The sequence below is a fragment of the Mycobacterium sp. 852002-51613_SCH5001154 genome, assembly GCF_001667425.1.
Classification (GTDB): Bacteria; Actinomycetota; Actinomycetes; order Mycobacteriales; family Mycobacteriaceae; genus Mycobacterium.
In genome coordinates, this window is record NZ_LZII01000057.1 from 1 (window position 1) to 4,621 (window position 4,621).

5 protein-coding genes and 2 pseudogenes are annotated in these 4,621 nt (G+C 66.4%); 2 read left to right on the plus strand and 5 right to left on the minus strand.

Annotated elements, in window-relative coordinates; translation table 11 throughout:
- The 4 genes and pseudogenes from A5750_RS16175 to A5750_RS16190 all read right to left on the minus strand — a co-directional run.
- Window positions 1-391: pseudogene (locus A5750_RS16175) on the minus strand (peptidase M28); the annotation flags it as partial.
- Window positions 388-1,881, minus strand: a complete 1,494-nt coding sequence (locus A5750_RS16180; RefSeq protein ID WP_067264180.1) for a M28 family metallopeptidase — start codon at window positions 1,879-1,881, stop codon at window positions 388-390. The gene A5750_RS16180 and the pseudogene A5750_RS16175, both read right to left, overlap by 4 nt.
- Window positions 1,882-1,934: 53 nt before the next feature.
- Entirely contained in the window at window positions 1,935-2,360 is a 426-nt protein-coding gene (locus tag A5750_RS16185) for a DUF2752 domain-containing protein (protein WP_067264199.1), read from the minus strand.
- A gap of 14 nt (window positions 2,361-2,374) precedes the next feature.
- Window positions 2,375-2,710, minus strand: coding sequence for a CD225/dispanin family protein (locus tag A5750_RS16190; protein ID WP_067264203.1), 336 nt, complete (start codon window positions 2,708-2,710; stop codon window positions 2,375-2,377).
- Window positions 2,711-3,071: 361 nt separating this feature from the next.
- Here A5750_RS16190 and A5750_RS16195 point away from each other — a divergent pair, with 361 nt between their 5' ends.
- Both A5750_RS16195 and A5750_RS16200 read left to right on the plus strand, forming a co-directional pair.
- Window positions 3,072-3,599 (plus strand): serine/threonine protein kinase, encoded by a 528-nt coding sequence (locus A5750_RS16195; RefSeq protein WP_067264215.1) that lies wholly within the window; start codon window positions 3,072-3,074, stop codon window positions 3,597-3,599.
- Window positions 3,600-3,664: 65 nt separating this feature from the next.
- A complete protein-coding gene (locus tag A5750_RS16200) occupies window positions 3,665-4,186 on the plus strand; it encodes a serine/threonine protein kinase (protein ID WP_066946249.1) in 522 nt (173 codons plus the stop codon).
- A gap of 3 nt (window positions 4,187-4,189) precedes the next feature.
- Here A5750_RS16200 and A5750_RS16205 read toward each other — a convergent pair.
- Window positions 4,190-4,501: pseudogene (locus A5750_RS16205) on the minus strand (SGNH/GDSL hydrolase family protein); the annotation flags it as partial.
- Between the last annotated feature and the right edge of the window lie 120 nt (window positions 4,502-4,621).

Sequence of the window (4,621 nt, forward strand, 5' to 3'; positions counted from 1 at the left end):
CCCGGCCACCGGGCGGAGTCTGGACCAACAACCACGCCTGGTCGACGGGGTAGCGGCGCCGGGCTTTCGCCAGCGCCGGCCTGCCGGGGGAAACCGCGTACAGCCGATCGAACTGCGGGGTCATCACCTCAAAACCCCTGTCGCGCAGGGCTTTAGCCACGTAGTCGACACTCGCGTCGTATCCCGGCGTGCCGTCCGCCCGGTTTCCCTTGTTGGCGTTGGCGATGTTCTGCAGCGCGCGCAGATGGGCGAACATCTGGTCGACGGTCACTTTTCCGGCCAGGCCGCGACCTAAATCCGGTGCGGCGGCGGGCGATCCCGGCCGTGCCGACGAGCAGCTTGCCAGCAGCGCGGTCGCCAGCAGCAGTGCCGCTCCGAGCCGGCGGCTCATGGCTTCGTGAGCACGTGACGCGTGCGGTCCTCCATAGTGGGCACCCCGTTGTGGCCGCCGAGGTCTTGGGCGTAGAGGCCTACCGTGTATGCGACACCGCCGCCGTTGATGCCCAGCGCGGCCTTGTCGATGTGATCGAGGGTGTCGGTCTTCTGGTGATAGTTGGGGTCGAACGGCTGGTCGGCGGTCCCACCCCACAGCTTTGCCTGCTCCGCAGACATCTTCACTTCGGCGCCGGAGAACAGGCCGCCGGCGGGGATGCCCGCCAGGGTGAACCCGTCGTAGTCGGAGCGGCCGTCAAAAGACGTGTCCTGCGCGGTCTTTCCGGCGGACTTCAGGTAGGCGACCAGCGTTCGCTCGATACCGGCCGACCCCTCCGGTACGACCGGCTGCCCGCGGGCGTCCGCCGGCAGCGATTGATCGCCGTCATAGGTGAAGTAACCGGGGTTCGGCGACGCGAGCATGTCGAAATTCAAGTACAGCGCAATATTTTTGAGCGCAGTCAGGTCAAGAGATTCGACGTAGTTGCGCGATCCGATCAGGCCGAGTTCCTCCGCACCCCAGAACCCGAACCGCACCGCGTTGCGCACCTGTGGCGAATTACCGAGCCGCAGAGCGGTTTCCAATATCGCGGCCACTCCCGAACCGTTGTCGTTGATGCCCGGTCCATCGGGCACGCTGTCCAAATGCGCGCCCGCCATCACGACGTTGGTCGTCGATCCCGTCTTGGTCTGCGCGATCACGTTGCGGGCCTTGAAGCTCTGCACCCGCGCGTTCAGCTTGATGGTGGCCGGTCCCGGCTGGGTGCGCAGTTGCACGCCGACGGACTTGGTCACGCTCAGCACCGGGATCTTGACGTTCGTGTCCGGCCCCAGCGTCCCGCCCATCTGTTGCTCGTCGACGTTGTCGGCGACGATCATCGCGGCCGCACCGCGCCGCGCCGCGACGTCCTCCTTCTGAGCGAACGGGCACGTTCCGCGGTCCACCAGGACCACGGCCCCCTGCACCGGGAGGTTGCCGTAATCCGAGGCCGCGCAACCGGGGGCGTTGTTTGCGGGGATGGCGACCAGCGGCCCGCTCACCCCGTCCGGCGGGGTGCCGAGGCTGAAGTCGAGCGCGTGCGCCTCGACCGGCCTGCCACCCACCGTCACCTCCGGCTTGTCCCCGTGAAACACCCGCGCGGAGAATTCGGGGGTCTGCACATCGAAACCACTGCCGCGCAACGTGTTTACGACGTAGTCGACGCTGGCCTCGTAACCGGGGGTGCCCACCGCCCGGGTGCCGTTGTTGGCGTTGGCGATGTCCTGGAGCTTTGTCAGGTGGGCCATCATTGCGTCGGCCGTGACTTTGTCGTGCAGCGCGCCGGCGAACTTCGCCGCGTCGGGGTTGCCGGTCGCTTGTGGCGAGGACCGGTGGAAGCAACCGGCCGAGATTGCGGTAAGCGCGACCACAACGAGCGCCGCCGGGATCGTCGTGAATTTGTTCACCATCGCGCCCCAGGTTAGACCGCGCGACGAGCGGCCGGGATCAGGACACGGCGGTATCAGACATAGAGCGCGTTGAACGGCGCAAAGGGAATGTTGCGCACCACAAACCACGCCGCGACCAGCGTCAGCGTCACCACCGCCGACCAGCGAGCGTGTTGCCAGCTCCGGACCCGTCTGCCCGCCACCCGTCCATAGGTCCAGGCAAGGTACGCCCATACCAACAGCACGAAGGCCGCCAGGCCCAATGCGTTGAACCTGGCGGCCGCCATGACGTTGCCGTGCATCAGGGAATACAGCATGCGCAGGCTGCCGCATCCCGGACAGTCGATCCCCAACAGCGCCTTGGTGGGACACACCGGCAGCGGACCGTTGGGAGTGGTCGGGTCACCCGCCCAGATGGCGGCGCACATCAACGTCGTGGAAGCGGCCACCACCAGTGGGGCTCCCAGACTCAGCGGCGCCGACCCTGGACGGGTCACCATATTGGGAACCGGGCTCAGAACATCGCGGCGAGCGCCGCATTGGTGTTCGTGTTGAGCGCGCCGACCGCCATCAAGATGCCGTAGATGATGCCCACGACGACACCGATGACCGCCGACCAGATCACCCATTTCTTGGCGCTTTCGGCGGACGCCTGCGCCTCGGCATAACGGCCCTGCGCCCAGAGACCGTTGACTTGGCTGGACTTGACGATCGCCACGATCCCGAAGGGGAGGCAGCAGAACAGGGTCACCAGGATGGACCACACCAAATAGTTATTCGGCGCTTGCCCGGCGGGTTGCTGCGGCGGGTAACCAGGCGGCGGAGGGGGCGGTGCCGGCGGTTGTGTCATGAATTCTCCAGTCCCGAGAAGTTAGCTGGCGTAAAGCGGTGCTAACCATACCCGAGCACAGTCGCGGCGGCACTAGCAATTTGAAAATCCCCTTTGGACCCGCTGACATGCTGCGCGACCGTCCCCCCCGCGTTAAGTCTCCGTTCTCCTACCGGCCCATCGCGAAAAGGGCTGGCAAGAAAACGGTTTCGAAAGCCCGCGTTAGTACCCGTTGCGCTGCGGTGTCGAGAAACATGCCGAGACAGATAATTGCCAGCGGAATGTGTTGCTTTGTCTGGACATATCCCTACGATCCCTACTTAGCGGAAGTACGTTTCTCCGGTGAGCGACGCCGCCCCGACAACCGCTTAGGAGCCAGAGGATGTCCCATCTCAGCAACGCGTTGCGGGTCGTCACGGCCGCGGCGTCCGCGTGCGGTTGCGCCTTAGCGGGGACGGCCACCGCGGCGGCGGATCCCGCGGACAGCGGTAGCTCGTCGGACATCAACACGCTTGCGGCATCGCTGTCGAAGGGTTACGGGCTGAACAACTGCACCGCCCAGAACATCACCACTGGCGAACTGGCATCGCTGACCTGCGGGCAGAGTCCCGACCCGAGCGGCCCCGTCCAGGCCAAGTACATCCTGTTCAACAACGGCGAAAACCTGGTCGGCTCGTTCAAGGCCAGCATCAAAGACGACGTACTGGGCACCTGTGGGGACAGCGGCCAATCACCCACCAGTTGGCACCAGGGCAGCAACAGCGGCAATGCCGGACAGGTCGCGTGTGGGACGTATCAGAACGCCGCCGAGATCATCTGGACCTCGGACGCCAAGAACATCTTGAGCTACATCCGCGGGTCCAACACCGACGGCGCCGCGCTGTACCAGTGGTGGCGCGCCAACGGCTGACTTCGCAATTGGGGGGCAACGGGTTTCGGTATCACCCATCCAACAACCATAGGGAGTCAACGAAAATGTCACACCTCAACACCGCGCTGCGTGCCGTGTCGGCGGCAGCGCTAATCGGCTGTTTGGCTTTCGCGGGAAGCGCCCCCGCGGTCGCGGAACCCAACACCGGCACCGCAGCCGATATGAACACGCTGGCGGCCAACCTGTCGAAGGGCTACGGCCTCAACAATTGCAAGTCGCAGGAGTTGACCGAATCCGGTGAGCTGGCCGAGCTCCTGTGCGGGCAGAGCCCCGACCCAAGCGGACCCGGCTCCGGCGTCTACGCCCTCTTCTCCAACGGCACCAACTTGGCCTCCGCGTTCAGTTCCACCATCAAGGACGTGTCCCTGGCCGCGTGCGGGGACGCCGGGCAGTCACCGGGAACCTGGAAGCAGAACGGCCAGACGGGCGGCCAGATCGCCTGCGGCACCTACAAGAACTACGCGACGTTGACGTGGACCACCGACGCCAAGAACGTCCTGGGGCACCTCACCTCGGCCAACTCCGACGTCAACGCCCTCTACCAGTGGTGGCGCACGAACGGCTGATCCTCACCACCGCGCGGACACCAGTTCGGCCACGGCACGCATCCCGGCGGCGTTGGGGTGCAACGGCGCCGCCCGGCCCGGTAGCGGCACACCGGGTCTCGTGGTCCACGGCTCCGGCGACCACGCGTGGTGCTCCCGGCTGGCCGCCGCGGCGCCGACCACTTCGCAGCCGGTTGCCGTCGCCGCGTCGGCCGTGAGCCGTTCCAGCGTCGCGGCCACGTGGCGCCCGAGGTCGGCGTCGGTGTCCGAGAGCGGCGCGGCCGGCACGCCCGCCGGAGGCAGGACGGTCAGGTAGTCGACGAAGAAAACCCGGGCCCGGGGGGGGGGGCGGGGGCCCCCCCGCCCCCCCCCCCCCCCCCCCCCCCCCCCCCCCCGCCGGGCGGGGGGGGTGTGTAGGATTAAAAAAAAAAAAAGAACCACAAAAAACCGGGGGTG